The sequence below is a fragment of the Nocardia cerradoensis NBRC 101014 genome, assembly GCF_000308535.1.
Taxonomy (GTDB): Bacteria; Actinomycetota; Actinomycetes; order Mycobacteriales; family Mycobacteriaceae; genus Nocardia; species Nocardia cerradoensis.
In genome coordinates this window covers 1-25,348 of the sequence record NZ_BAFW01000130.1, presented here as the reverse complement: position 1 = coordinate 25,348, position 25,348 = coordinate 1, and the positions used below count along the sequence as shown (strand labels likewise).

At 62.7% G+C, this 25,348-nt stretch carries 23 protein-coding genes; 12 read left to right on the top strand and 11 right to left on the bottom strand.

Annotated elements, in window-relative coordinates:
- Nucleotides 1–2 precede the first annotated feature (2 nt).
- The 4 genes from ON23_RS13640 to ON23_RS13625 all read left to right on the top strand — a co-directional run bounded on the left by ON23_RS13640 (nucleotide 3) and on the right by ON23_RS13625 (nucleotide 4,752).
- Nucleotides 3–752: an enoyl-CoA hydratase-related protein gene (locus ON23_RS13640; RefSeq protein WP_039778550.1), complete on the top strand. Its 750-nt coding sequence runs from the start codon at nucleotides 3–5 to the stop codon at nucleotides 750–752.
- 588 nt (nucleotides 753–1,340) lie between these two features.
- Nucleotides 1,341–2,387 (top strand): CoA transferase, encoded by a 1,047-nt coding sequence (locus tag ON23_RS13635; RefSeq protein ID WP_245555942.1) that lies wholly within the window; start codon nucleotides 1,341–1,343, stop codon nucleotides 2,385–2,387.
- A complete protein-coding gene (locus tag ON23_RS13630) occupies nucleotides 2,384–3,736 on the top strand; it encodes an amidohydrolase family protein (protein ID WP_223273923.1) in 1,353 nt (450 codons plus the stop codon). Before ON23_RS13635 ends, ON23_RS13630 begins: the two co-directional genes overlap by 4 nt.
- Nucleotides 3,730–4,752, top strand: a complete 1,023-nt coding sequence (locus ON23_RS13625; RefSeq protein WP_223273924.1) for an enoyl-CoA hydratase/isomerase family protein — start codon at nucleotides 3,730–3,732, stop codon at nucleotides 4,750–4,752. Before ON23_RS13630 ends, ON23_RS13625 begins: the two co-directional genes overlap by 7 nt.
- A gap of 52 nt (nucleotides 4,753–4,804) precedes the next feature.
- Here the strand turns inward: ON23_RS13625 and ON23_RS13620 are convergent, their stop codons facing one another.
- On the bottom strand, nucleotides 4,805–5,509 hold the full coding sequence (locus ON23_RS13620) for a nitroreductase (RefSeq protein WP_306307121.1): 705 nt from the start codon (nucleotides 5,507–5,509) through the stop codon (nucleotides 4,805–4,807).
- Nucleotides 5,510–5,759: 250 nt separating this feature from the next.
- Here ON23_RS13620 and ON23_RS13615 point away from each other — a divergent pair, with 250 nt between their 5' ends.
- Together ON23_RS13615 and ON23_RS13610 are read left to right on the top strand one after the other, a co-directional pair.
- A complete protein-coding gene (locus ON23_RS13615) occupies nucleotides 5,760–6,068 on the top strand; it encodes a hypothetical protein (RefSeq protein WP_039778548.1) in 309 nt (102 codons plus the stop codon).
- Nucleotides 6,069–6,080: 12 nt separating this feature from the next.
- Nucleotides 6,081–6,842 carry an enoyl-CoA hydratase/isomerase family protein gene (locus ON23_RS13610; RefSeq protein ID WP_051042665.1) on the top strand — a complete coding sequence of 254 codons (762 nt, stop codon included), beginning with the start codon at nucleotides 6,081–6,083 and terminating at the stop codon, nucleotides 6,840–6,842.
- 54 nt (nucleotides 6,843–6,896) lie between these two features.
- Here ON23_RS13610 and ON23_RS35940 read toward each other — a convergent pair whose 3' ends face one another.
- Nucleotides 6,897–7,925 carry a MarR family winged helix-turn-helix transcriptional regulator gene (locus tag ON23_RS35940; RefSeq protein ID WP_167331856.1) on the bottom strand — a complete coding sequence of 343 codons (1,029 nt, stop codon included), beginning with the start codon at nucleotides 7,923–7,925 and terminating at the stop codon, nucleotides 6,897–6,899.
- A 121-nt stretch (nucleotides 7,926–8,046) separates the two neighbouring features.
- Here ON23_RS35940 and ON23_RS35935 point away from each other — a divergent pair, with 121 nt between their 5' ends.
- A complete protein-coding gene (locus tag ON23_RS35935) occupies nucleotides 8,047–9,258 on the top strand; it encodes a CaiB/BaiF CoA transferase family protein (protein ID WP_083903926.1) in 1,212 nt (403 codons plus the stop codon).
- Entirely contained in the window at nucleotides 9,255–10,526 is a 1,272-nt protein-coding gene (locus ON23_RS13595; protein WP_051042662.1) for a CaiB/BaiF CoA transferase family protein, read from the top strand. The genes ON23_RS35935 and ON23_RS13595 overlap by 4 nt, the downstream gene beginning before the upstream one ends.
- A 143-nt stretch (nucleotides 10,527–10,669) precedes the next feature.
- On the opposite strand, the gene ON23_RS13590 is transcribed toward ON23_RS13595, so the two are convergent.
- The 6 genes from ON23_RS13590 to ON23_RS13565 form a co-directional block, all read right to left on the bottom strand.
- Nucleotides 10,670–11,500, bottom strand: a complete 831-nt coding sequence (locus tag ON23_RS13590; RefSeq protein ID WP_083903924.1) for an IclR family transcriptional regulator — start codon at nucleotides 11,498–11,500, stop codon at nucleotides 10,670–10,672.
- 69 nt (nucleotides 11,501–11,569) lie between these two features.
- The gene (locus tag ON23_RS13585; RefSeq protein WP_083903923.1) at nucleotides 11,570–13,054 is read right to left on the bottom strand and encodes an MFS transporter; all 1,485 of its coding nucleotides are present in this window, start codon (nucleotides 13,052–13,054) and stop codon (nucleotides 11,570–11,572) included.
- Nucleotides 13,055–13,544: 490 nt separating this feature from the next.
- Nucleotides 13,545–14,297 carry a crotonase/enoyl-CoA hydratase family protein gene (locus ON23_RS13580; protein WP_039778545.1) on the bottom strand — a complete coding sequence of 251 codons (753 nt, stop codon included), beginning with the start codon at nucleotides 14,295–14,297 and terminating at the stop codon, nucleotides 13,545–13,547.
- A gap of 313 nt (nucleotides 14,298–14,610) precedes the next feature.
- A complete protein-coding gene (locus tag ON23_RS37900) occupies nucleotides 14,611–15,402 on the bottom strand; it encodes a hypothetical protein (RefSeq protein ID WP_143860457.1) in 792 nt (263 codons plus the stop codon).
- A gap of 42 nt (nucleotides 15,403–15,444) precedes the next feature.
- Nucleotides 15,445–15,969, bottom strand: coding sequence for a hypothetical protein (locus ON23_RS37895; protein ID WP_143860459.1), 525 nt, complete (start codon nucleotides 15,967–15,969; stop codon nucleotides 15,445–15,447).
- Nucleotides 15,970–16,264: 295 nt separating this feature from the next.
- Nucleotides 16,265–17,494: a DegT/DnrJ/EryC1/StrS family aminotransferase gene (locus ON23_RS13565; RefSeq protein ID WP_039778544.1), complete on the bottom strand. Its 1,230-nt coding sequence runs from the start codon at nucleotides 17,492–17,494 to the stop codon at nucleotides 16,265–16,267.
- A 289-nt stretch (nucleotides 17,495–17,783) separates the two neighbouring features.
- Here ON23_RS13565 and ON23_RS13560 point away from each other — a divergent pair, with 289 nt between their 5' ends.
- The gene (locus tag ON23_RS13560) at nucleotides 17,784–19,397 is read left to right on the top strand and encodes an MFS transporter (protein WP_039778543.1); all 1,614 of its coding nucleotides are present in this window, start codon (nucleotides 17,784–17,786) and stop codon (nucleotides 19,395–19,397) included.
- 286 nt (nucleotides 19,398–19,683) lie between these two features.
- Entirely contained in the window at nucleotides 19,684–20,463 is a 780-nt protein-coding gene (locus ON23_RS13555) for a hypothetical protein (RefSeq protein ID WP_039778542.1), read from the top strand.
- Between the two features lie 93 nt (nucleotides 20,464–20,556).
- On the opposite strand, the gene ON23_RS13550 is transcribed toward ON23_RS13555, so the two are convergent.
- On the bottom strand, nucleotides 20,557–22,182 hold the full coding sequence (locus tag ON23_RS13550) for a flavin-containing monooxygenase (protein ID WP_039778541.1): 1,626 nt from the start codon (nucleotides 22,180–22,182) through the stop codon (nucleotides 20,557–20,559).
- Nucleotides 22,183–22,665: 483 nt separating this feature from the next.
- On the opposite strand from ON23_RS13550, the gene ON23_RS13545 reads away from it, so the two are divergent.
- Entirely contained in the window at nucleotides 22,666–23,037 is a 372-nt protein-coding gene (locus tag ON23_RS13545; protein ID WP_051042671.1) for a nuclear transport factor 2 family protein, read from the top strand.
- Between the two features lie 147 nt (nucleotides 23,038–23,184).
- The gene (locus ON23_RS13540) at nucleotides 23,185–23,823 is read left to right on the top strand and encodes a nitroreductase family protein (RefSeq protein ID WP_039778540.1); all 639 of its coding nucleotides are present in this window, start codon (nucleotides 23,185–23,187) and stop codon (nucleotides 23,821–23,823) included.
- Nucleotides 23,824–24,007: 184 nt separating this feature from the next.
- Here the strand turns inward: ON23_RS13540 and ON23_RS13535 are convergent, their stop codons facing one another.
- Both ON23_RS13535 and ON23_RS13530 read right to left on the bottom strand, forming a co-directional pair.
- A complete protein-coding gene (locus ON23_RS13535) occupies nucleotides 24,008–24,913 on the bottom strand; it encodes a hypothetical protein (protein WP_083903921.1) in 906 nt (301 codons plus the stop codon).
- Nucleotides 24,914–24,949: 36 nt separating this feature from the next.
- Nucleotides 24,950–25,348: MmyB family transcriptional regulator (locus ON23_RS13530; protein WP_039778537.1), on the bottom strand; the 399-nt coding region annotated here is incomplete at its 5' end.

The following is a 25,348-nucleotide window of genomic DNA, read 5'->3' as shown; positions in this document are numbered from 1 at the left end:
GTATGAGCGTGGACTGCGAACGCGATGGTCGGGTTTTTGTTGTTCGGATGAACCGGCCGAAGAAGCGAAATGCCATAGACCGAGAAATGACGGCTGGGCTCGACGCGGCTTTCGATGAGTTCGAGGACGATCCGGACCTGTGGGTGGCGGTGTTGACGGGCACCGACCAGGTGTTCTCGGCAGGCACCGATCTCACCGGCGGTTCTGGTGAACCTACTGCCCGCGGTGGCGAGTACGGGCTGATCAGACGCCGTCGTCGCAAGCCGCTCGTCGCCGCGGTGGAGGGTCATGCGCTGGGGGGCGGCATGGAGTTGGTTCTCGCCTGTGATCTGGTCGTCGCAGCCACGACCGCGGTATTCGGATTGCCGGAGTCGCGCCGCGGCGTCATCGCGTCGTGTGGGGGCCTTTTTCGCACTGCGCGAGCACTTCCGTTGAACATCGCCAAAGAGCTCCTCCTGACGGGCGACGCCCTGACAGCCGAGCGCGCTCATCAACTGGGTTTTGTCAACGTGCTGACCGAAACGGGTAGCGCTCTGACCGCGGCGGTCGAACTGGCACAACGTATTTCAGGCAACGCGCCGTTGTCCGTACGTGAGAGTCTGGCGGCGCTCGAAGAACTGAATTCAGCAGATGACGATCGTGCGTGGGAGATCACGGAAGCCGCGATGGCGGCCACGTTGTCATCGAGAGACACCTCGGAAGGCGTTGCGGCCTTCCTTGCGCGGCGTGCCCCCCACTGGAGGGGTATCTAGGTGTCGGAGTCGGCCCCGGTGACGCGAACCCGGCCGGTGAGACCGGGCGAGCGGCCTGGTGCCGACCTCCGGTTCTCGGGTGCCGGCGGGCCGGTTCGTTCCGTTCACGGGCCAACCGGCACTACCCAGCGAAAGAGACACCGTCCGATCCGGACGAGCGATGCACCAACGATGTTCCACTGATTGGTCGACATCCTCGCCAAGGTGCGCCAGGGCTGATGAAGTTGGGTATGGATTACGGCAGGCGCAGGCGGTGTCCGGCCGGGGAGACTCGATCGCGAGCGGGGTGAAGTGGTGATTCGTGGCCCGCTATCCGGCACCGAAATGATCGTCCCTGGCCAGGGGGCAACCTCCTGGCATGCGGCGCGGATGCTGTCATGGCTCGGAGCCGAGATCGAATGCCACGCGGACCGGACCGGGGCAGCGCAGGACTGGGCGGCCTCAGGTGCGATGGCATTGACCGGTCGACGCCTCGGAAGCCCGCTTCCCGCGCCTGGCGATACCGCCAGCGCAGTGGGAGGCGCACTGCTCGCGACCCGGCTGCTGGCGCCGCCTCGACCTTCAGGGCGAGAACTTCCCGATGCGCGAGTGCTTTCCGAGCGGGCGGCAGTGGCAGGCTTCCACCGCGACGCGCCGAGTTCTGTCGGTGGTTCCTTCCGAATGCTGCGAGCGGCGGATGGCTGGATCGGCCTCAATCTGGCACGGCCGTCGGACGTCGAGCTGGTCCCTGCTTGGCTCGAAGCAACCGGTTCCGATTGGGAGTCGGATATCCGGCAACGGAGTGCGAGTGTTCTCGCCGAGCGTGCGCGGATGCTCGGATTGCCGGCGTCGGCGTTGCCGAGAAATGCCGACGAACAACTGGTGGCGCGCGGCCAAGACCGTGAGGTGCGGCCCTTTGTGCTGACCGGCCATGCCGGGCCGGTCGCGAGAGTCGTTCGCGACTGCTTGGTGATCGACCTGTCTGCGCTGTGGGCCGGGCCGCTGTGTGCGCATCTGCTGACGACATTGGGTGCCCGAGTCATCAAGGTGGAAAGTCTGCTCCGGCCTGACGGAGCGCGAAACGGGCCGGAGCGCTTCTATGATCTGTTGCACTCGGATCAGGAAGCTGTCGCCCTCGACTTCGGCACCACAAAAGGGCGTGCTCAGTTGGCGGCTCTGATCGACGCTGCGGACATCGTGATCGAGTCGTCGAGGCCACGGGCGTTGCGACATTTGGGTATTCGCGCGGAAGAGGTCCTGGCCCGCGCCGGTGACAAATGCTGGATCAGTATTACGGCGTACGGTCGAACCGGGCCGTGGTCCAACGCTGTCGGGTTCGGAGACGACGTCGCTGTCGCGGCCGGCCTTTTGGCGTTCGATCTCGAGACCGGAATTCCGGCGCCGTGTGGCGATGCCATTGCCGATCCCATAACCGGGGTGAATGCTGCGCTGGTCGCGGTGGCATGTCGAATGGCAGGAGGTCGGTGGCTGGCCGATCTCGCGATGCGCGAACAGGTCGCGGCGGTACTCGACGGGCGGCCGGAGCCGTATCCCGACCTTGTTGTCGCCGCACCGCAGACCAGGCATCCACGAAGCAGGGCACCCGATGTCGGTGCCGATACGGCACGGATACTCAGGGAATTCGGAGTGGCATGAAGCGAGCACTGATGGATGGGTTGATTGTGCTCGCGGCCGAAGTTGACGGGCGTCGGCTGGACGTTCGCGTGCGCGATGGCGTAGTCAGCGAAATCGGAAGCTTGCGACCAGGGAGAGGGGAGCCGACGGTGATGGCCCGCGGTGGAGCGCTGTTGCCTGGGTTGCACGACCACCACCTGCACCTGCTCTCCATGGCCGCCGCGAACCAGTCGGTGCGATGCGGTCCGCCCGAGTCGGCAGGCCCTGATGACCTCGCCGCCGTTTTGCGCGGCGTTCCCGCCGACCGTCGGTGGATCCGGGGCATTGGCTACCACGAGAGCGTGGCGGGCATCTTGGACCGACACGCTATCGACCGGATGGTTGCCGATCGCCCGGTCCGGATTCAGCATCGAAGTGGAGCCTTATGGATGCTCAATACCTCTGCGCTCGCGGAACTCCGGCTCCTGGACGAATTCGATGACGGGCGATTGTGGCGCCGCGACGAGCTGTTGCGCGAACGTCTCGATGATCACGAACCGCCGGATCTGGCCGCGGTGGGGCGCAGGCTGGCCGCGTTGGGGATCACCGGTGTCACGGATGCGACCCCGAACTTGACGCCTGCCGCCATCGACCTCTTGGCGAGCGGTGCGTTGCCTCAACGGGTACAACTTCTGGGAGCCCCGAAGGATGCGGAGTTGCCGGAGGGTGTGACCATCGGCCCTCACAAAATACTGCGCCCCGACCACGAGCCACCGCTGTGGGACGAGTTGTACGACGAAGTTGTGACGGCGCACGAAGCCGGCCGGCCCGTCGCGATACATGCCGTCAGGCGTGAGTCCTTGATACTTGCCCTTGCGGTGCTCGACGAGATCGGAAGCCTTCCCGGAGATCGGATCGAACATGCGGCTCTGGTCGGTGACAACGCGATACCGCTGCTAGCCGAAGTAGGGGCAGTGGTTGTCACTCAACCCGGGTTCGTGGTGGATCGGCAGCGCGAATACGGCAGGGACATTCCGGAGTCGGAGCAGGGCGACCTCTACCGCTATGCGAGCCTTCTGCAGGCGGGGATCCCAGTGGTGGCAAGTAGTGACGCCCCGTTCGGTAGTGAAGATTTGTGGCATACCATCGCCGCTGCAGGGAAGCGAACCCTCGGCCGGTCCGAACGTGTTGCGCCACGCAAAGTTCTCGACGGGTTGCTCACACCGTTGGCGGACCCTGGCGGGAGGCCGCGGAGGATCGAGATCGGAGCGCCCGCCGATCTCTGCTTGTTACGTGTTCCGCTGGCGGAAGCCTTGGCCGCACCGGATTCCGACGCGGTCTATACCGCTGTCTGTCGTGGAGTCGTACAAAATTCGGAGGCGTTGTGCTGAAAGAGATTTCGAACGCGCCACGCGGTACGTTCGACCCGTACCAGCCAGCATTGCTCGACGAACGGGGCACAATCGCAGAGCCGGTCGTCATCGTCGAGCTGGACAGTCTGCCGGACCGCTTCTCTTTACCGAACGAGCGAGTTTCCATAGGTGTAGCGACCGGCCCGATGAGCCCAGCCGCCCGCATGGTGGCGCCATCGTTGGATATCACGATTGTTCCGTCCGGACTCGACGACCAGGTGTGGACTGTGGGAGCCGAGGATCCGGCGAAGACCGCGGAGGCGTTGGCAGTCGCTGTACGAGCCAATCCGACGGCGGCGGTCGTCCTCGCACAGGTTTTGCGGATGACAGGGCTCGGTGTCGCCGACGGGCTCAACGTCGAATCCTATGCATATTCCACATTGCTGGGTGGTGACGAATTCGCAGCTTGGCTCACGCGGCGTGGCCACAGGCCCGCGCCTCCGAGCGCAACCGTCGATCCGGTATTGGTGCAGCGGGAACGGAATGAACTTCGAGTCACACTGAATCGTCCGGAGCGTCGCAATGCCTTCGGCCGAGAAGTGCGCGACGCACTGGTGAATGCGTTACGGCTGGTTGCCGTCGACGAATCCATCGACCACGTCGTACTCGATGGAGCCGGTCCGTCCTTCTGCGCCGGCGGCGATCTGGATGAGTTCGGAACGACCCCGAGTCCGGTGCTCGCACATTTCGTTCGCACCGCAGCAGGCGCCGGACGGTTACTCCACAGTATTTCCGCCCGTTTGGAGGCGCGACTGCACGGACAGTGTGTCGGTGCGGGTATCGAGCTCCCTGCCTTCGCCGGCCGTGTCGTCGCAGCACCGGGGACTGGTTTCAGGCTGCCTGAGGTTGCCATGGGCCTCATCCCCGGCGCCGGCGGCACGGTAAGCATCCCACGTCGGATCGGTCGTTGGCGGACCCTGAAATTGGCTCTCTCCGGCGAGTCGATCGCCGCGGAGACGGCGTTGGCGTGGGGCTTGATCGACGCGATCGAGTAGCTCTGCCGTGTTGTCGACGCTGTTCAGCGGCAACCCGGTCTACGGTCGCCGCTCAATCGGTGACGAAGTGGAGACTTTCATCGAGCTCGGCGCGTTCGGTGCGGAAGCCGTTCGCAGGGTGCTCGCGGTCCGGGTAACCGAAAGAAAGGCCGCACACCACGTGGCGATCGGCCGGAATAGCAAAATGCTCGCGCACAACGTTGGAGTAGTTCGCGATGGCGGCTTGTGCGATGATGCCGAGTCCGAGACTCTCTGCAGCGAGCAGCAGCGTCGCGATATAGCCGCCGCAGTCGACGTACCCGTAGGGCCCCAGTTCAGCCGGTGATGTGATGATCGCGGCATGCGGGGCGCCGAAGAAGCGGTAATTCTCCATCGCTTGCGCAACTCGACGAAGTTTGTCGTCGCGCGCGATTCCGAGGCTGTTGTACAAGGCGAAACCGCAGGCGCGGCGACGATCTCGATAAACACCGCGGTATTCGGCCGGTGGTGGGATGTCATAGGAACCGGCGGCTTTCGATACTTCCGTGCTCAAGGCCTGTCGAAACCGTTCTGTCGCGTCACCCGCGGTCACGATCACCCGCCAGGGTTGCGCATTGCACCACGATGCCGCGCGGCCGGCCATGGCGAACATTCGCTCGATCGTGGCGGTCGGGACCTGATTCTCTCTGAAGGCGCGGCAGCTGTGCCGCCTGTGCAGCAGGGACTCGAGCACGAGCGATTCTTCCGACATCGGTTCGGTGTCAGCGGTATGGGTCACGATCTCGCTTCCTTGTAGGCCGGCGTTGCCGATCGGCCTGACGGCCGACCGACAGACGCTAACTCAACTAGTTGCCAATCATCAATAGATATTTCCACTGAGCGGAAGCATAGCTGCCTATGATCTGCGAATATCTACTTGTGTGTTGTCATGTAAATAGTTAGGCTCCGGAAGTGTTGGTTGACGCCGCGGGCCTCGCAGTGGCGTAGGTGGCAGGAGTCGACCTCTATGCATCGAATCGAGGAGTCCGATGAAACTCAGAATCGGCACACGGCTGCGCAGTCAGGTCTGTACAGCCGAGATCGTGGTCGTCGTCGCCCCGGATCTGGATGTGGATTTGCAGTGTGGTGGCTATCCCATGGTCGACATCGCCGCTCCGGCGGCCGCGGATGGGGCACCGACCACCGCGGGGCACCCGGGAGCGTTGCTCGGCAAGCGTTATATGTGCGACTCGGTCCCGGTCGAGGTTCTCGTCACGAAGGCCGGCGCCGGGGCGTTGTTCGTCGGTGCCGAGCCGATGCGGCCCAAGTCGACAACACCCCTCCCCAGCACTGATTGAAATGGAGAAGTCATGAGTTTTGTCGAAGTCGAACGTGCCGGTTCGGTCGCGATTGTCCGGCTGAACCGGCCGGAACGTATGAATGCGCTGGGCACCGAGATTCTCGCAGAGTTGCGGGATGCCTATGCCCGAATCGACTCCGACGACGACATTGCGGTCGGCGTCATGACGGGGACAGGCCGGGCGTTCTGCGCCGGTCGCGACATGAAGGAAGCCAACACAGGCGAGGTCGATCTATCCGAGCAGGCGACAACCAAGAATATCGACCTTTACATGGAGAATAATCGGGCCAAGCCGATGATTTCTGCCGTGAACGGGTATGCCGGCGGGGCCGGCTTCTATCTGGCCACCCGTGCGGTCGATTTGGTGCTGGCAGCTGAGTCGGCGAGCTTCCAGATCGCTGAGGTGCCACGCGGAATTTTGCACGGATGGCAGACCGGATATTGGTTCAACCTGTCTCACGCGGCCTCTATGGAACTGGCCTATGGATTCCGGATAAGTGGACGCCGCGCATACGAGTGTGGACTCGCCAACATGGTCACTGGCGACGGCGAGTTGATGGATGTCGCCATGCGCTGGGCGGAGCACGTCGCTGCGATGCCGAGGACAGTGCTGCAGGCCAATCGGCAACTGAGGTCGCGGCTGGAGAACGAGGTGCCTGCTTCCGTCGATGTGGACGGCAGCCGAATGTTCCGCGAGATACTGGATTCCGGCGTCGCGGCAGAAGGTGATCGTTCATTTCTCGAGAAGCGAACTGCCCAGTTCGCGAAGTGAACAGCGCCGGAGACGGCCGGAGCGCCGGCCCCGGCGGCGCTGGGGTATCGGTGCTCAGCCGGCGGGCGTCGATTCTGGCTGGGGCGTCGGACGGCCCGTTCGGTTCGGCGGCGTGGCAGTGAAATGCTCGAGCATTCTCTCGAAGTAGGACATGCAAGCATCGATGTCCCTTCGATCCCACTCGTTCAAGGCGGTGACTATCGGGCCGAACTGATGGGCGTCGATACGGCGGATCAGGCTGGACCCGCGCGAGGTCGCTTTGATCCTGATTCGTCGTCCGTCGAGCGAGTCGGTCGCGCGTTCGACGAGTTCGTACTTCGTCAGGTCGCCGACGATTCGGCTCGTGCGCGAGGTCGCCAAACCGGTCCGGTGTGCCACGTCGGTTACATCGAGCGGGCCGTACCGGAGGGCGATGCGGAGAACGGCTGCGGGTTGCGCTGCGATAGGCGATCCTGCTGCCGCCAGTGCCGCTCGAGTATTAGCCGGCCCGACCACGGAGGTCACCGCCCAATGCACGAACTTCACCAGGATAGGAACGGTGTAGTGGAGTGCCTCCCATCGCGAGTCGTCACCGGTCCATCGACTGAGGTCGATTGCTTGCCGGTCGAGTCGATGCAGCGCGGGCTCCGGCTTTTCGAAGGCAGCGTGCAGCCGTGTGAGTATGTCGCCGAATCGCGTGATATCGGCGGGCTCCCACCAGGCGATCGCTTCGACATAGTCGCGAACCCAAGTGCGGCGCCATGCCGTATGGATGCGTTCGCCCTCGGCAGTCGCGCGCATACGGCTGCTCCGCCCGTCGTCGTGGCAAGGAAGGCGCTCGGCGAGCCCCAGCGACTCGAGCTTCGACAATTGACGACTGGCGCGAGGAAGGTTGACGTCCAGGCGAAACGCGACCTCACTGATCGTCAGCGGTTCGACGTCGCAGATGAGACGAAGGGCCGCTTCGTCCTGGAGCGTGATGGGGTATCCGGTAATCGTCTTCAACTGCTGGGCTTGCAGGGGGCTTCGATGGCCGGCAGCAAGCAGATGCATGAAGCGAACCACCGGGTTGTAGCCATGTCTCGCTTGCCTTCCCTCATTCATCGTCTCAGTGTAACAATCGCTTTCCTCTTTACATCTAACTGCGCTCGTTGAGCGCTGTTTTCGCATGTCAACAAGTTGACTATGGATAACCATAAATACTGCTCACACAGGAGATCGGGCTATGGACAACTCTCGAGCGTCGAATCTGCCGGGGCCGCTTCGGGGGCTGAAGGTTCTCGACCTTACAACCGAAATTGCCGGTCCGTACTGCACGAAGTTACTGGCCGACTTCGGTGCCGAGGTCGTGAAGGTCGAAACCCCGGGCGCCGGTGATCCTGCGCGCCATAGTGCTCCCTTTCCGTCGAACCGAAAACCGGGTACAGCGGGCGGATTGTTTTTGCATCTGAACACCAATAAGTCGGGGATAACGCTGGATCTCGGACGGTCGCTGGGGCGCGATGTGCTTCGCCGGCTCGTCCGGCAGGCGGACATCGTGGTCGAGAATTTCCCGCCGGGAACGATGGCTGAGCTGGGGCTCGACTACTCCGACCTGCAGTCGCTGAACAGTAGTGTCGTTCTCACCTCCATTACCGGCTTCGGTCCGATCGGGCCGTACCGCGACTATCACGCGACCGACACGATTCTCTTTGCATTGGGCGGCTGGATGGCGACTCAGGGCGAACCGGACAGAGAACCGTTGCATGCGGGCGGGTCGTTCGTGTCATACCTCGCCGGTGAGCATGCAGCGTTCGGCAGCGTGCTCGCGGTGCTCGCAGCCGAAGCGTCGGGAGTCGGCCAACACGTGGAGGTTTCGATGCTTGAAGTTGCGGTGAATTCGCTTCTGTATGACACTGTCGGGCTGAGTTACACCGGTCGAGTGCGACAGCGCCAGGGGAACCGTTTCGGTGCGCCTTGGCTCGCCTTCCCGGTCCGTGACGGATACGTGGGAGTGACAAAAATTCGAGCTTGGGATGAATTCTGGACAATCCTTCTCGGCACCGACGATATACCGAGGAACCCATTGTCGACCGCGGATCCGGACGAACGGGAGCGGCTTACGAAACAACTTGTAGAATGTGTCGAGCACATAGACAAGCGCCACTTCTTCGAAACCGCGCAAATGTTGCGTGTGCTCGCATGTGAGATCATGGAGCTCGATGAAGTACTGAATTCTCCCCAATACGAGTCTCGCGGCTATTTCCGCACTATTCCGGATGCCGCTGCCGGCGATCTCGTCTATCCGGGCGCTCCCGCGCGGCTCCCCGCTTCGCCTTGGCGATTGGATCGGCCTGCGCCGGGACTGGGTGCCGACACTGCCCGCATCCTGTCGACGTGGCTCGGCGTGGGCAGTACCGAGTTGCGCGAACTCGAGCTGCAGGGAGCGATCGGATGACCGATGCGAAAGACGTTGCCGTGCAACCAATTCTCAGCAGTGTGCGAGTCGTCGACTTCTCGATGGGCTGGGCGGGGCCGGTGTTGACACAGATGCTGGCAGATCACGGCGCCGAAGTGGTCAAGATCGAGTCCTGCACGCACACCGATTGGTGGCGCACTTCCCGGGCACTCTTTACGGAGGGCCCCGAAGACCTGGATCATCCGTGGGAGCAGTCGCCGTTGTTCAATGCGGTCAATGAGAACAAACTGGGCGTGACCTTGGACCTGAACCAGGCCAAGGGGGTGGCGGTGGCATCAGCGCTCATCGCGCGGGCCGACATCGTCGTCGAAAACTTCACCCCTCGCGTCATGTCGAATCTCGGCCTGGACTACGGGACGCTGAGCGCCGATCATCCAGAATTGATCATGGTGTCGATGCCGGCTTTCGGCGCTACGGGGCCTTGGGCCGATTTCAAGGCGACAGCTTTCATTACGGAGTCACTCGCCGGCGTTTCTTCGCGATGCGGGTATGAAGATGCAGACCCGATGCTGGTCTCGACTTCTTTCGCCGATCCGAATGCTGGAATTGTCGGCGCGTTGTCGGTTTTGATGGCGCTGCGGCACCGTCGGCTCACAGGTGAAGGCCAGCACGTCGAAGTCGCACAGACCGAGGCGCTGACACCTCATCTCGGAGGGGAGCTCTTGGACGTCGTGATGAACGGGGCGGTCCCCGCTCGCTACGGGAACCGACGCCCGGAGAGCGCGTTGTGCGGTGTGTACCCGGTACGCGGTGACGACCGCTGGATTGCGATCGACGTTCGGGACGACGTGCAATGGAATGCACTGGCCGACGAGCTGGGAGTCATCGATTTCCAGCGATGGCGTACGCCTGAGGCGCGGTTCGCCGATCGGTTCTCGATAGACGAGGTGATCCGTAACTGGACGGTGGACTGGGACGGGTATGAGCTTGAGCGTCGTTTGCAGTCGATCGGTGTTCCGGCGGGGCGCGTTCAGAACGCAGCAGATTTGCTGGTAGACCGGCATTTGGGGGCCGTGGACTTCTATCACGTCATGGAGCGCAAATACGTTGGTGCGATGCCGTATCCCGGGCCGGCGGTGAGATTGAGTCGAACGCCTGCCATCCGCAAGATGCCCGCACCACTGCTGGGCGAACACAACCACTTTGTGCTCGGGAACCTTCTCGGAATGTCCGACGGCGCGATCGCGGAGCTCGAACAGGAGGGCGTGATCGGTACGGAGCCGAGATTCGCTCGACCCGGGGAATGACCGTGTCGGCCATCCTATGTCAGGGTGGCCGACTCCAACCGGCTCCTCGACGTGACCGCGGCTTGTCCGCCGTGCCGATCACTTCGTGGCGGGAGGGGCGGCACTCGGATCATGACCACCGTCGCCGAGTGAAGGCAACCTATTCACGACGCGACGGGAGACGGTACGAGCTGATCCGGCTCGTTCGGTCCCTGATACTTGCAGAGGTCGTCGGACACCGCGCGTACCGCTTTGACCAGAAGTGGGACCACGCGCTCGAAGGAGCCGTAGGCAGCCGCGGTGAGCGAAACCGCACCCACCGGGCCGTCGGGTCCGTGCACTACCATTCCTACACACCCGAACCCAGCAAAGCACTCTCCACGTTCGGTCGCGAGCCCTGTGCCACAACGGATCTGACTGAGCTGGCGATGCAGAACGAAGATGCTCTCGATGCTGCGGGCGGTCCTTCTTTCGAGTCCTCCCCGATATTCGACATCCACTTGTTCGGGTGTCATGCAAGCGAGCATGGCCTTTCCGACAGCAGTACAGTGCGCAGGAGCTCGGCCTGCGACACTCGTCGGCACGTCGAACGCGGCCCGCCCGCCGACCTTGTCGAGGTAGTACACCTCTGTGCCGTCGAGGACGGCAAGGTGAACGACGAGATCCGTTCGGAGTGCCAGTTCGAGTAGTTTCGGAGCCGCGGCGGCCCGGAGGGCGCCGCGGCCGATCTCGCGCCCACCCAGTCCTAGGGAACGCAGACCCAGTTTATAACCGGTCTCGGTTCGGTCCAGCCAACGCAACCGGACCAGTTGTTCGAGGATCCGGTACGCCGTCGACCGCGGCAAGCCAGTCTTTTGTGCGACGTGCTCCAGCGCTCGGCGGGTGTGAGGGCGGTCGAAGCAGTCCATGATCAAGGTAACGCGCTCGATCATCGATGGTGGTAGCCGGTGCTGCTCCATGACGGATCCGACGCTGGTACTCGATATCGAGGTCATCACACCACCTGAGAAAGGAGATCGAACCTGATTTCACGCCGACGTGGCGCCGGCTCGCCGTTGCGGCCCTCATGCGACGTGGATGAGGGCCTGGCCATCTTCCGGAAGCGCGCCGCCGGTGGCGGGCGTCCGGCCGTGTCGCATGATGAGAGCGAGCGCGAAGGCGATCACGGAGGTGCCCATCAGTAGGAGGAACGAGTAACGAAAACCCTGCTCCGTGATGATCAGCGCCGCAGATCCATCGCCAGCGGGAACCGACTGGCTTGCCGTAATTCGACCGATCAACGCGGTGCCGACGGCGTTCATCACGCCGAAAGCGGTGTAAAGCATCGAGGTTGCGATTCCTTGGCTTTCCGCGGGCACTGCCTCGATGACAAGGTTGTTTGCGGAAGCGTAGAGAAATCCCAGACCGACTCCTTGGAAGACGGCGATGGTGATGATCAGGCCGGCGCTGGCAATGGGAATCAGGCCGATTGTCAGGGCGATGAATGTGCCGGTGATGGATACGAACAACGCAGTGCGCGGTGCAAACCGGCGGCATACCCACCCGGCCAACAAGCCTGCGAGTGCCCCTACGAGGCCGAAGGTCAATCCGTCGTAAAGCCCGAATTGCAGTGCCGTCCAGCCCAGCCCGCGGTCGAGTACGCCGGGAATCTGCGGGATGCGGGTGTACTCGGAGAGCAGAACGGGGCCGGCGGTCACCGCGCAGATCGCCATCGCAGACGTCAGCAGCGTCAGCCAAACCTTGGTTTCTCGGAGGAGCCGCATGTCGATCAGGGGCTCTTCGCGCCGCCGCTCGACGAAACCGAAGAGAACCAACAAGATCGCGGACGCCGGGATCGCTACAGTCAACCAGCGGGGAGTAACGACACCGAAAACCAAGATCGCTACACCTCCGCCCAGTAACAGGCCGCCGAGTACGTCGATGCGGCGTCGCACGCGAACGCCGCTCTCGGGCACCACCAGTAGTACCAACACGCCCGACACCACGGCGTATCCCAGTTCGAACCAGAAGGCGCTTCGGAATCCGAAATTGTCGATCAAGTATCCGCCGAGAAGCGGCCCGACAATCACGGCCACACCCGTGCCCAAGCCAACGAATCCGACTCCCACCGGAACCATGCGGGCCGGGAGGATGTCGCGGACGAGCCCGTATCCCGCGACATATGCCACGATGAAGGCGGATTGAAAGACCCTGCCGGCCAAGAAGATCCAGTACGTTTGCGCGACCGCGCACAGGATGCATCCGATGGCGAACAACACGCTGACCGCCAACAGCACGTTCTTTTTACCGTAAATATCGGCGAGTTTGCCCGATATCGGCAGAAATACCAGCGACGCCACGAAGACGACCGTGAAAACCAGCGCCACGTCCTTGGTTCGGAATTCCTCCGCGATGTTCGTGAATGCGCCGTTGATCAATGTGAATTCGAAGTTCGCATTGCCGACCACCAACGCGATGGCGATGACGACCATCGTGTAGTAGGCCGTTGACCGTCGCCTTCTCGGACCGGGGAAGCTGTGTTCTTCGGACGCGGACGTCTTCGTCCCCATCGGGTACCTCCGTTCGGAGGGAGTGGTCCTCGAACCGCTCCCTATCAAGCACTTGCTAGGTCGCTACGGTCAGTGTGAGTTAATGCTTGCCAATCGTCAACTAGTTACCGGATTTCTGTCAGATTTTGCCGATCGGCCCCGTGTCGGTCGAGTTGCGGGCATACTGTGCGCGACGCGCAACGAATCTGGTAATCCCAAGGTAGAACTGTGCCCACATCGATGGCAGAGGCGCTGGTAGGCGACGGGAAGACCTGTGGTCGAAACGTCCGCGACGATTGAAACAGGTTTCACAAACGCAGCTATTTACGCTGTAACTGAATGTAACGTTTAGGTTTTGTTACCACTCGACATCGTCGCGGTTGTCCGGAGGTTTTGCCACGGCGCCACGCGAAAGCGCGGCATGCCGCGTAGCGCCCGTGGATTGTCGGGCTGCGTGGCGGGACCGCAGGGTCTCCGTCGCCCTGCTCATGCCGTGGTCACATGCTCCAGTTCAACGCTCACTCCACTGCGGTGTACGTTTCTCCACGAACGCGCGAGCACCCTCTCGTGCGTCGTCCGAATCGAATATCGCTGCGGCTACGGGCGCCTGAGCCGCCCAGGCAGACGCGTCTGTCCAACCCGCCGAGTCCCTGATGACGGCTTTCGTCGCCCGGATCGCGAGCGGGGCATTCATACTGATTGTTTCCGCGAGCCGCCGCGCCTCTTCGAGTGCTGACCCGGGCGGCGTCAACCGGTTCACCAAGCCGTATCGGCAAGCCAATTCGGCGGTGAAGTGTGCGCCGGTGAGGGCGATCTCCATTGCGATGCGATAGGGAACCGTCTTCGGTAAACGAAGTAGCCCGCCGCCCGAGGCGATGAGACCGCGCGTGACCTCTGGTAATCCAAAGGTGGCGTTCTCTGCCGCGACCACCAGATCACACGCCAGAGCCAGCTCGCACCCCCCTGCCAACGCCCAGCCCTCGACCGCTGCGATGAGTGGCTTGGTGGGTGGGTCGGCAGTGAGGTTTCGCCCGCCACTTCCGAAATTGCCGGCGGAGTAGGCCTTCAAATCCATGCCCGAGCAGAAGGTTCCGCCCGCTCCGGTCAGCACACCCACTGCGAGATCGGATCGTTCGTCCAGTTCGTTTGCCGCGTCGCCCAGTCCGTGAAAAACCCTGGAGTCGATGGCATTCCGCACCTCGGGCCGGTTGATGGTGATGACCATGACGTTGCCGAACGTCTGGGTGATAACGGGCTTGTCCATGTGTAGCCTTCCGAGGTCGCGGCGAACGTTCCGCGGGCGGTCATGAGGTCCTAGCGGCGATGTTTCGCCGTTTCCTCACGCCCGACATGGGAATACCAGCCCGCCGAGCCAGGGGTCGAGCTCGGCGGGCTGGGCGTGCGTCGGCCGCTCGGGCAGCCGGCGCAAGCGCTTCATGCGTGTGAAGTTACGGTTCTAGCAGTCTCAGCTGCGTTGCAGCAGACGCGATTTCACTCAGCGGAAACCTGAGTTACCGCTCCGATCGTCGGTTGTGAGACTGTCGGGCGCGGTCAGCGCGTTCCGTAGCTGACAAATTTCACTGGCTGGTGGAAGGAACCGTTACGCCGGTGTTGCCGGTGGTCTCCGCGGCGTGCTGGGCCTGAAGTTGGTTGTACTTCTGGACACCGGCAGCGATGCCGACGGGAATGGCAAGACCTACGCCACCGATCGCTGCACCGAGCCCTCCGACCGCCACCGCGCCGCCGATGCAGCCGGCGGCGATGGCCGGCACAGTCATCGTGCCCAGCGATGCCAGCGCCATCAGAGTGCCTCCCGTGGCAATACCGAACGGACAGCCCACCGCGGCACCGACGACGGAGCCGACGACAGAGCCGAACGCCAAGGCTGCGCCCATATGCGGGTTCGCAGCCTCGACAGCCTGACCCAGATCGGACATCAAGTCGTGGGCGCTGGTCGGGCGCGCCGGCGCCGGGTCTGCTGCCGCAAACTCGGCCGGCCGGTGGGTGGGCGACGAGGGTTCGTCACTGGGTGAAGTGTCGGGATTCGAGCTGACAGTCGAGTTGGGCGAAGAGGACGACGGCGTGTCGTCTATCCGTGTACCTGCGACGGTATGGCCCGTCGCATCGCGTATATCGAAGCGACCGGGCGCGATAGTTGCAGTACCGAAGGGAGTTTCGAGCGTCGTCGCGCCTGTCACCAGGTCGTCGCGATAATGGAAGCCGGGTGCTACTTCCGCTGTCATCGACCGGGACTGTTGCTCTCCGGCCGACGAGGGAGTTCCCGCATCTGCGTGTGCGCCGCCGACGCTGATCGCAAATGCTGTCGCGGTAAATGTTGTGAGCGCGATGGTCCGGTTCTTGAATTTCATCGAAGTCTCATCTCTGGTATCGGAGATAGTCGAGTGGGTTGGTTATTCGCTACCGGTGCCGCTGTCCGGAAGAGGGGCTGCGATCAACCCTTTCGAATGCAGTGAGCTGTACTGTTGACCGAGTGCGTTGACGAGAGCCGGCGACCCGCTGATGATGCTTCCGACGGTGCCGCCCACAAAGCCGAGCGCGCCGGCGCCGAGGATGCACCCGCCGACGATGCCGACGGGTGTCAGAACTGGTGCCGCGATCGTGAGCGAGCCACCTGTCACCGCGCCGAGTGGGCATCCGATGGCCACGCCTGCCGCTGTGCCGACGACCCTTCCGACGGTTGAATCGGAAGCGAACGCCCCGGTGACCGCTGTAAAGGCGTTCAAGTATTCGGTCCCGGGATCGATGGGGGTCGCCGATGGCGCAGTGCCTGTTTCGGCTGTTTCCATCGGCTGGGTCTGTTCCGATGTCGCGAGCGATCGGCCGGGTGCCGTCGTGCCCGCATCGGCGCCGGCTACGCCCGCTGCAGCGGCGAGCATGGACAGAAACAATGCGGTTGTAGTCGTTATCTTTTTCATTTCATGCTTTCTGCCGATTCGGAAGTGATTTCAGGTCGACGTATCCCGTCGCGGTAATTGTGAGCGTCCGGTCGAGGAGCCTCGACTCCTGAATGGACATCTACTGAATACCGGCCGCGACGTGTTTTGGGTATTTCGGTTTTTATTCAGTGAGACGGCTCACTGTCGATGTCGAACGAGAAAACACGAAGCCGCCCCGAGCGGGAGAACCCTGATGGTCTCCGTTCGGGGCGGCAATGAACCGTTGGTCTTCGTGTAGTCCGCGATACCTGTCCATGGTCGGCGGGGCGTACAACTACAGTGCGGGAGCCTCTGCAGCGTAGCGTCGGGCGAAGTCGTGAATGCTGTTCACAACATGGGTCAGTTCTTCGTCGGTCGTCCCGTGGCTCATTCCCAGAGACATTCCCCGTTCGAATACCTCGTCGGCGTTCGGAAGGCCACTCGAGGGGATGCGGTACTCGACATTGCGCATCATCGGGTGGCGAGTCACGTTCCCGCTCCACACCGTTCGAGTGTCGATCCCTGCCGATTCCAGATGCTCCTGCAGGTCCGAGCGAGTGAACCCAGCGTCCTGGCGGATCGTGACCGGATAGCACAACCACGCGGTGTGGAAGCCGGGAAGCTGCTTCGGGAGCCGGAAGAGAGACGGATAGCTGCCGAATGCTCCGGTAAATGCGTCGAAGATCTCCGCCCGGCGCTTGTAGTTGATGTCGAGTTTCGACAGCTGCACCAGGCCGAATGCGGCGCCGAGTTCCGATGGCTCGAAATTCCATGGGAGCACGTCGAAGATGAAGTCGTTGTCGTAGGCGACGCCGTCGAGGTCTTCTCGGAACACCCGGCCGGTCTTGGCTGCCTCGGAGCCGAACAGATGTGGTTCCGAGCGGCGACCCCACCGGCGCAGCATCAGGCCTTTGTCCCGCAGCTTTTCATCGTCGACGCATACCATGCCACCGTTTCCGGCGCAGGTGATGATGTGCGACATGGCGAAGCTCGTGACCGTGATGTCGGAACGAGCGCCGGTCTTCTCGCCGCGGAGAGTGGTGCCGATGCAGTCACAGGAGTCCTCGATGACCTTGAGGCCGTGACGGTCCGCGATTTCCCGAATCGCGTCCCAGTCCGGTGCATTGCCCGCGAGGTTGGGCAGCAGAATGGCCTTGGTCTTCTCGGTGATCAGTTCCTCGATCTTCGACGCATCGACGTTGTACGTGTCAGGCTCCACGTCGACGAAGACGGGGATCCACCCTCCGCGGACGATAGGAGAGACGTCTGTGGAGAAGGTCAGGGGCGAAGTGATGACCTCCGACCCCTTCGGCAGGTCCAGCAGTTCCAGTGCGAGGTACAGGGCTGACGAACCCGAGTTGCACATCAGGCCCAAGCGCTTCCCGTAGAGATCGGCGACCCGCTGCTCCATCTCGGCGACGTTCTTACCGATCTTCAGAGCGAACGGTCCTCCGCGCAGCACCTCCAGGCATGCGTTGATCTCGGCTTCGTCGTGCACGCTCCGCGCGTAGATGACCCGGGTCACAATGTCTCCTCCTTCTGGTATGGGCTGGCGCCCATTGGGTTTCGCCTACGTCGGGTGACGACGCTGCTTGCAGGCGAGGACCGCCCCTCGGGGTCGGTGGATCGCTCATCGAGTGGCTCGCGGCCGATTGTTCCTCGCGAGACTGCATCGCGGAGGCGCGGTTTCCACTCACTGAAATCACCGTGGCCGGAACTCCGATTTCGCTCAGTGAAAACGGTTGATGGCGTTGGCCGATCGCTGTGACATGGTTCACGCCGTTCGTGTTAGCCGCAGCCCGAAAGGGGTTGTTATGACCACCACTTCCACGGAGGCCGGGTCCGAGGTACCCGATGAGACCGGCCGGCTCGACGGGGCATCGCGTCTGCGGATCTTCTCTGTGCTCGCGATCATCGTGTTGTTCACCGAGGTCGCCCCTATTCAGTACACGATGATCGCGGCGGCGCTGCAGAAGATCGCGCCGTCGTTTCCCGGCGTGGGTGCGAACATCACCTGGGCGATGATCGTGTTCGGGTTGATCGGTGCGGCCGCGTCGCCCCTGATCGGCAAGATGAGCGATGTGTGGGGCAAGAAGCGGATGTTCGTCATCTGCGGACTGCTGTTCATCGTCGGTTGTCTGCTGTCGGCCATCGCGACGAATTGGACTGTGTTTCTCGTCGGCCGCTGTCTGCAGTCGTCGGCCATCGCGACCGCGGTCGTCGCTTACGGCCTGATCCGGGATTTGATGCCGCGCAAGTATGTAACTGTCGGATTGGGTATCACGTCCACCGGATTCGGTTTTTCGGCGGCGCTGGCGCCGATCCTGGCGGGCTGGTTGGTGGACAACTACAGCTGGCGTGCGATGTTCTGGTTCCTGTTCGGGTTCGCCGTCGTGATGTTGCCGCTGGTGCTCCTGTTCGTACCCGAGTCGAAACTGAGGGTGCGAGAGTCCATCGATTTCGTCGGTGCGGGACTTATCTCCATCGGTGGCGCGCTTGTTCTGATCTACATAGATAAAGGTCAGGACTGGGGGTGGGCCAAGCCGACTACTCTTGCGTGGCTGATCGTCGGTCTGCTGTCGCTCGCGTTGTTCGTGGCGGTGGAGTTCCGTGTCGCCACGCCGATCATGGATATGAGGTTGTTGTTCCATCCTCGGGTCAGCTTGGTCCTCCTGGCTGCAGTCCTGGCATCGTGCATGATCGGCGTGCAAGGCTATGCCGTTGCGTACATGGTGCAGACGCCGGATCAGAGCGTGATCAAAAGCGGGGTGGTCGACGCGACCCTCGCGCAGGTGACGAAATTGACAGGGCATGAGCTCCCGCCGGAAATGGTGAGCGTCGGCTTCGATCCCGGTTACAGCTATGGAAGCGGATTCACCCTGCTCGAGTTCGCACTGAAGATTTCGCTGTCCTTCGGCGTCCTGGCGATGGTCTTCGGTCTGGTTGGGGGCGTCCTCGCGCGCAAGTTCGGTGCGCGGCTACCGCTGTTGGTTGCGGCAACGATCTTCACAACCGGAGCGGTAGTGCAGGCCGTAGCACCACATACGTGGCAGTTGTTCGCTGTTGTCTCTGCCGTTCTCGGTATTGCCCAAGGGTGCTACTACGCAGCCGCACCGAATCTCATCACCGAAGCTGTCCCGCAAGAACAGCAGGGCATCAGCGTCGGCATGCTGGGGATCATGCAGAGCATGGGGGTAGCAGTGGGCGTCGCGGTGGTGACCGCATTCGTCAACGCACATCCTGTCCGGGCCGTCGTCAGTGTCGCCGGACAGCCGCCACAAACCAGCGTCATCCCCGGGGTCTACGCTGATCGAGGCTACGAGCTGGGCTTCTGGTTCGCAGCGATCGCCGTCGGTGCGGCCCTGGTCATTGCTTTGGTCATGAGACACGGCCGCACGCCTGCCACTGGCGGCGCTGCCGTTCACTGAGATTCGACCCGCGGGACTGGCTACGCCTCCTGGACAAAGAAATCCGGACCTGTGAGCACGGTCCGTGACTGTTCATCGCAGTTGGCCGGACGGTCACGGACAGTGCCACAAACGACGCCACGCCACCGAGTTACATGTGGGCCTGGCACGCTGCGCTGGGCTGTCATCGTGCCGTGCGCGTCTCCCGGTGATTGGAAGGACCAGTCCCGACGATGTCTCATCTCTCGTACCGTTTCCTCGAGCGCGCGCGGATCTCCGTGCGGGCCTCCAGCGCAGGAGGTGAAAGTTGTTCTCGGAGCGAGCATTCTTCTCGTTCATCGAAATGACCGCCCCGGATCGGCATCGCGAATACAACCAGTGGCATCAGCTGGATCACCGGCCGGAGAATTTGCTGCTTCCCGGTGTGGCGTGGGGTGATCGATGGCAACGTCGGCGCCATGACGGTGCCGCGGATTGTGCCTCCGGCGAACTTGCGAACACGGACTACGTCGCCATGTACTGGTTCCGGCCTCCTTATGAGCAGAGCATCGCGGAGTGGGACGAGCTGGGCGAGGACTCGTTTCAGTGGGGGAGGGGACCGATGCTACCCGGCATTCGTCGTTCGTTGCTGGCGTTCTTCACTCCTGTGAAAGGCTATGTCGCTCCGCGTGTTCTGGTGTCGGCCGATGCGCTGCCCTTTCGACCCAACCGCGGACTGCATGTGCGGGTGGACCATATAGCGGACCCACACGGGCCCGGGGCTCATGAGCAGTTCCGTTGGCAGGATCAGGTACGAATTCCGGACTTGTTGAGCTGCTCGGGGGTGGCCGGTGCGTGGACGTTTGCTCTGCAAGCCGTGCAGCAACATCGAACGTTGCCGCTCGGTGAAGGGCGCCGGGAGTACCCGAGTGGTTCGCTGCATATTCGATTGTTGTACCTGGATGACGACCCGGTGACGGTGACCCAAGATATTGCAGAGCGCGAGAAGCAGTGGGACACAGCAGGACGCGGCGCGCCGTGTCGCGAGGCCGAGGAGACGATCTTCAGCGCCGCCGTACACACGATCGTGCCGTGGCAGGACTGGTGATGGTCGGTGAGATCGTCTGAAACGCAATAGCGGCCTGATCCTCCGAATCGATTACGTTCAGGTCGGCCCACAAGACGGGGCCGGATATCGGACTTAGGGAGTCCTGAGCAGCGCGAACCCTCGATAGCCCTCGGCGACGGACTCCGCTACCCGCTTGCGGTAGGTGGCGAACCCGCCCAAATAGGGCATGAACACCCGAGGCTTGCCCGGTACGTTCGCGCCCATGTACCAGGAGTTCGCGCGGGGAAAGAGTGTGTTCTCCGCGAGCTCGGCACAGTGCCGAACCCATTTGTCCTGGGCAGATGATGTGGCCTCGATGCCCCACAGATTTCGGGAATCCAGGTGGGTGATGGTGTCGCCGATCCAGTCGACTTGGTGCTCGGCGGACAACACCATATTCGTAAAGGTGCTCGCGCTACCGGGGCCGTTGACGATGAACATATTCGGGAACCCGGCTACCTCGATGCCGAGATAGGTTCTCGGGCCGGCCGCCCACTCGTCCCGTAACGAGTGGCCGGCCCGCCCGCGGATGTCGATCGCGGCGAGCGCGCCGGTCAGGGCGTCGAAGCCGGTGGCGAAGATGAGGTCGTCGATCGGGTGGTCGATGTCTCCTCTGCGGACGCCGGTAGGCGTCACCTCATCGATCGGCGCCTCGCGTAGGTCTGCGAGAGCGACGTTCGGGCGATTGAAGGTCGGGTAGTAGCCCGAGTCCGTGCAGATTCGCTTTGTCCCGATGGCATGGTCGGTTGGGATGAGTTTCGCGGCCAACGCGGGGTCTTCGATCATCGTGCGGACCTTCGCAGCGAAGAATTCCCTTGCGGGGGCGTTGGCTTCGTCGGTGTTCATCTGGTCCGGGAACGCCTTACTGAACAGCACGCCGCCCAGTTGCCACTGGCGTTCGTAGATCTCGAGGCGCTCTTGCTCTGACACCTCGAACGTTCCCTTGTCGTGGGGGCGATGCGGCGAGCCACCGCCACTGTCCCATGACAGACGTCGACGCTCGGCATAACTCGCGCGATACGCTGCTCGCGTCTCGGCGGTGTGCGGGCCGTTAGGGGAGGGGATCGAGAAGTTCGCGCTGCGCTGGAAGACTGTGAGGTGGTCCGCTCGCTCTGCGAGGATCGGAATGATCTGAATACCCGAGGAGCCGGTGCCGATCACCCCGACCCGCCGACCAGTGAAGTCGACGTCCTCGTGAGGCCACCGCGCTGTGTGGAACGTTCGCCCGGTGAAGGTCTCCAAACCCGGCAGATTCGGCGCGTGCACGGCTGAGAGAGTTCCGGTCGCAAAGACCACGAATCGTGCGGTGAGCGTCGACCCATCGGCAAGTTCGACGAGCCAATGGCCGATCTCTTCTTCGAATCGCGCGGCGATGACGCGAGTGCCGAAAGTGATCGAACGGCGTAGGTCGTAGCGATCAGCCACGTGCTCGAGGTAGCGAAGGATCTCCGGCTGGGCGGCATAGCGCTCGGTCCAGTCCCATTCCTGCTCGAGAGAGGGATCGAAAGAGTAGGAATAGTCGATACTCTCGACATCGCAGCGGGCACCCGGATAGCGGTTCCAGAACCAGGTTCCTCCGACGCCTTCGGCCGCCTCCACGCACCGTACTGACAGTCCCTGGCCCCGCAGTCGGTAGATCGCGTAGAGCCCGGCAAACCCGGCGCCCACGATGACCACGTCCACCGACCGCCGCCGGTCGATGCTGATGCCCTCGGTCATGGTTCTCCTCGTTCTCGAGGTCCGGCGGGGCTTGGCAGGGCCCGCCCTGTCCTGTTTCTCGCGACACCCATCAGCGAGGCCGTCAAGCGCTTGATTGGAACGTCGAAATTGGTGCGTCTCGCGCGCGGCAGCTGCGATCCGTGTGTGCGCGGCTATAGGTACCTCGTGTCGAAATCCGTTGTAACACCGAAGGTCCTATGAGGAACCCGCCACAGTTCACTGAATGGGATGGGTCCGATCGAAGGTGTTTCGCTGATCGGGAAACGAGACACCAGGCATTGATCGGGCGGCTCCTGCCGGCGGCCGCACACAGTATCCGTCGAAGCAGAGCTACCAGTCGCTCGCTGGTCGCGGCAGGTGGGTTCGATATCGGCGTCAGGCCAGGGTCGTAATCCACATGTGTCCCACTGGCTGGGAAGGCGGGGCGGCCTGGACCGAAGCAGCTGGTTTCGTACTGTGGTCCAGCTCGTCCAGGAGAAACAGATGGTAGATGCCGCAAAGATTCGGTTGGCGGTGGAGCGGTACGTCGCGACGGTCGGTTCCGGAACGTCCGCTGAGATCGCGGCGCTGTTCAGTGAACACGCGACGCTCGAGGATCCGGTGGGATCAGAACCTCTGGTCGGCCGGGTGGCCATCGAAAAGTTCTACGCCGCACTGGATTCGGTGAAGACCTCTACCGAACTCCGTACCGTCCGGGTGGCCGGCGACAGCGCGGCCTTCGTCTTTCGGGTCGTCACGGTGACCGCGGACAAGGTGATCGCTATCGAACCTATCGACGTTATGACATTCGACGCCGACGCGCGGATCACGAGCATGCGTGCATTCTGGTCCGTCGTCGATGTGCAGGCCGCTTGACTACGTCTTGTGATTCCACGTTCTGACCACCGGTCTGAGCCCGGCAGCGAGAGGCTAATTCGTCATCGCAGTCGAAGAGGATCTGTGAACCTGACCCCTGCTTGCAGCTCTCGTTGCAGAGCAGCCCACAACGAAAGAGCGACGTCGATGGAACTCGAAACAGCACTTACGACCACTCGTACCGTGCGCAAGCGTCTCGACTTGTCTCGCCCCGTGCCGCGCAAAGTCGTTGACCAGTGCCTGCGACTAGCATTACAGGCCCCGAATGGCTCGAACCGTCAACTGTGGCACTGGGTGATGGTCGATGATCCGGCAGTGCGCGCCCAGGTCTCAGATCTGTACCGTGATGGTCTGGCCGAGGCGATGGCTCGTTCGGATATGCGCAACCCGGACCCTGCTCAGTCTGGCCGGACGAGACCTTCGGTCGAGTATCTCGGCGAGCACTTGCACGAGGTCCCGATGTTGGCCATTCCCGTCCTGAAGTGCGATATGCGCGGCATGGACGTGTTTATGCAGGCAAGCCGCTGGGGATCCGTCATTCCAGCTGTGTGGAGTTTCATGCTTGCCCTGCGCGAGCGGGGTTTAGGTTCCGCATGGACAACTGTCCACTTGCTGCGGGAGCGACAGACCGCCGAGTTGCTCGGCATCCCAGACGGCTACACCCAAGTTGGACTCTTCCCGATTGCCTATACGCTCGGCACCGACTTCAAGCCCGCTTCGCGCAGACCCGTTGAAGAGGTAAGCAGCTGGAACCTTTTCGAGGAGGTCCCCTCTAGATCTGGCTAGGCTGCGGTCCACCCTGTGCGACGCCCTCGGGGCATCTGTGCGGCGTCAGGCAAGGCCAATCGGTCAGCAGCCAAAGGGAGGTCCTTCTTCGATCCTGAACTGCGAGGTGATGCCGCACCATTCACCACAGGTAGAGACCCGCATTATGGCGAGGTCACACGACGTGGATGGTCAGGGCGGGTCGTCAGCGGATCAGGAGGGGAGCCAGTCCCCACGTGCCGAAGGCGTGGCTGACCGTGAGGACGATCTGGTCGGGCGCGGCGCCGTCTTCGAGATAGCTTTGTAAGTTGATGAGGTTGTCGGCGGAATGGACATGAGCGAAGTCGGCGACGTTATCGAGGTAGGTGAGGTTATGGTCGAGTCCAGCTGACAGGGTTATGAACCGCAGCGCTTCTGTGTTGATGTTGTTGGTGATCACCTGATGGATCTGGGCGCGGTCGATGTTCGCGCGAGACAGTGCGTTATCGACGAGACCGATCAGGGTGCGGCGAGTGAGGGCGGCTATTGCGTCGGGGTTGGTGGCGGCGCGGATGAGATGGTTGGTGCCGGTGCTGGTGGTGAGGATTTCGATGCGGGCATGTTGTGTGGTGATGAGGCAGGATGCGGCGCCGTCGCTGACGACGGAGTTGACTAGGCGGAGCAGGCGTTGTTCGGGTGTGGTGCAGGCATCGGCGGTCACCAGCAGCACATTGCGGGCTTCGCCGGTGGTGACGAGTGTGCGGGCCAGATGCAAGGCGGTGCCGAAGTTGGCGCATTCGGCGGCCGAGACCCCGATCGGTGTGGCGTGGGTGAGGCCGAAGCGCTCGCTCAGTCGCAGGAGTTCGGTGTTTTCGATCTGGCCGAACCCGATGGTGGAGGAGGCGAGCATGAGGATGTCGATCCCGGACGCCGGCATCCGCGATTGGTCGAGCGTTTCCGCAATACAGACGGCGGCCATGTCGATGGGCGAGTCGCGAGCGTGCCGATAGTTGGAAAGTCCGACCTGGTGCAGGGTATCGACTAGTCCTGGCTCGGCGGCGATAGATTCTATTCCTGTGATCGGCCGCCGTTCCCCTGTGGTGTGAGCGACTCCGGTCATGAAAGCGCGCATGATGTTCTGCCTTGGAAGGTGCTGTCGCACAGACGGCTATTTGCAGCCCGCGCTGGCGTTGCTGATGGCGTACGCGACGAGGATGGAGTGTGGGCTGTGGAATTCGCTGATCTGCAGTGAGATAGCGGCCGGGCCGCGAGAACCGGTGTACTGCAATACGACCGGTTTCCCGGACGGGCGGCCGTAGCGGACGGCGGTGGGGTGTGTGGTCCAGAGTTTGGCGAACTGTGGGTTGACGGCCAGGGCGCGCAGCAGGGCACGAGCGTGGTGGCTGCTGCGATAGGGGCCGATGGCAGCGCGAAGCGCGGCGACCACGTGAGGTGCTTCGTCGTCCCAGTCGACGACCAGCTCACGCGCGGTCGGCTGGAAGAACCACAGCGCGACATTGTTGCCGGCCTGACGGAGGCCCGGCAGCGCGTCATACAGCCGGTCGCT